Raw genomic sequence first — 1,673 nt, 5'->3', positions numbered from 1 at the left:
GTATAAGCTTATTTCCATTAAGTCTTACAAAACCGATCACAAGTGTTGTATATCCGTCTTTTGGAAGATAATGGGGTAATTTGCAATCCTTAAAGGCATACTTACCTTGTTTGGCAAGTTTAAGCAGTCCAAAAAATGACTTGAAACTACCGTCTACCTCTTTAAGTATCTGCTGTGACATGTTGGAATTCAAAGCCTTATAGTTAGGACTGTCTTTTAGAAGTGTATAGTTCTTCTCATATTTGAGAAACTTACCTTCTGTGAAATAGTATTGTCTTACGTTGTAGATAGTTTCATTTGTAAGATTTTTGGCTACATGACACAGTTCTTTAAGAGATTTGTAATCTTCCTTAGACAGATGTTTGACCTGCTGTTTCACTGTTAGATACATACAATTTTGCTCCTTTCGTTAGACTCGGATTGCTCCTGTATGTATATTATATCGCGTATTTTACTGAAATACCATTGATTCAGTAAAATATGTGAGAACTCGCTTATATCCCATCACTCAAGAGTAATGGGTTTTACGCTCGTATTTTATAAAAAAATTAAGGGAAAAACAAAATGGATGCCCCCTGTTTAATACAGATTAGCATCCATGTGTTTCGCCTTATTAATAAATATGTTTCCGGGATTTCAGATACATATTACACAATAAGACTCAAAATGTTCTAAAGCTATAAATATACTTATTTTACGAATCAAAGAACTGCTGTCCCTTATCGGTTACAAGCCTATCAGTCTTTGGATATTCAAATATCTCAGATTTACCTGCATTTGCAACAAGATAATCCTCAAATTCCTTTGCAAACCATTTTGCCATACCAAGATTGTGCATAAGGTAATATCCGCAGTTTTCTGCAGTAGTACCCGGTACTAAATCGCAATCTGCCACAGATTTAAAAGCAGCAAGAAGAAGATCATAAACTTCCTGAGATTTGCGATTTCCCTTCAAGATAAGGTAGAACCCTGTAAGGCATCCCATCGGTCCCCAATAAATAACATCCTGTTTCCAATTTGGTTCATTTCTCAAATATGTAGCTATAATATGCTCCAATGAGTGCATAGCAGCTACATCCATTACAGGCTCTCTATTAGGGCGTTTAAGCCTTACATCATATGTTGTAATAATATTGCCGTTGATTTCATCCTGTCTGCTAACAAAAATCCCCGGAACAATCTTTGTGTGATCTACTGAAAAACTTGGTATTAATTCCATATGGTCATCTCCTTTATTCAAATTTAAACCCATTATAACATGAAGTATAGTGTATGCCGAGCACTTTTATAATTACATTTTGTGGAATCTATATTTATAAGTGAAAATAACTAGTTTGAAAGAATGAGGTATCTTTACAAAAAAATACCCCCTAGTGGTTAGAATTTTGGTCTAACCTTCGGGAGGCGGTACAAACTTCGTTTAACATTATTTCGCACTAAGCTTGAGACCCCTATGAAATTACACTGCTCTCAAACTCATGATAAGCTCTTCCAATCCACCATCGGCTTGAGACCCCTATGAAATTACACTGCTCTCAAACAGCGGTGCAAAGGCTTCATTAATGATTGCTGCTTGAGACCCCTATGAAATTACACTGCTCTCAAACGGTGCTTTAGGAGTAGGAGCAACGTTATTAGCTTGAGACCCCTATGAAATTACACTGCTCTCAAAC

The 1,673-nt window shown here is 36.0% G+C and carries 1 protein-coding gene and 1 pseudogene; both read right to left on the bottom strand.

Translation table 11 applies throughout. The features are described 5' to 3' along the window. Positions 1–391 (bottom strand): annotated as a pseudogene (locus tag BM153_RS13150) (RNA-guided endonuclease TnpB family protein); the annotation flags it as partial. 303 nt (positions 392–694) lie between these two features. After that, positions 695–1,219: an S-ribosylhomocysteine lyase gene (locus tag BM153_RS13145; protein WP_092874922.1), complete on the bottom strand. Its 525-nt coding sequence runs from the start codon at positions 1,217–1,219 to the stop codon at positions 695–697. Positions 1,220–1,673 lie beyond the last annotated feature (454 nt).

The organism is Acetitomaculum ruminis DSM 5522, from assembly GCF_900112085.1.
GTDB lineage: Bacteria > Bacillota > Clostridia > Lachnospirales > Lachnospiraceae > Acetitomaculum > Acetitomaculum ruminis.
Note: the sequence above shows the minus strand (reverse complement) of the source record. Positions and strands in the feature narration are given on the sequence as shown.

Coding starts and splice junctions, on each gene's coding strand:
- BM153_RS13145 (WP_092874922.1), bottom strand. CDS start 1,219: ATGGAATTAATACCAAGTTTTTCAGTAGATCACACAAAGATTGTTCCG.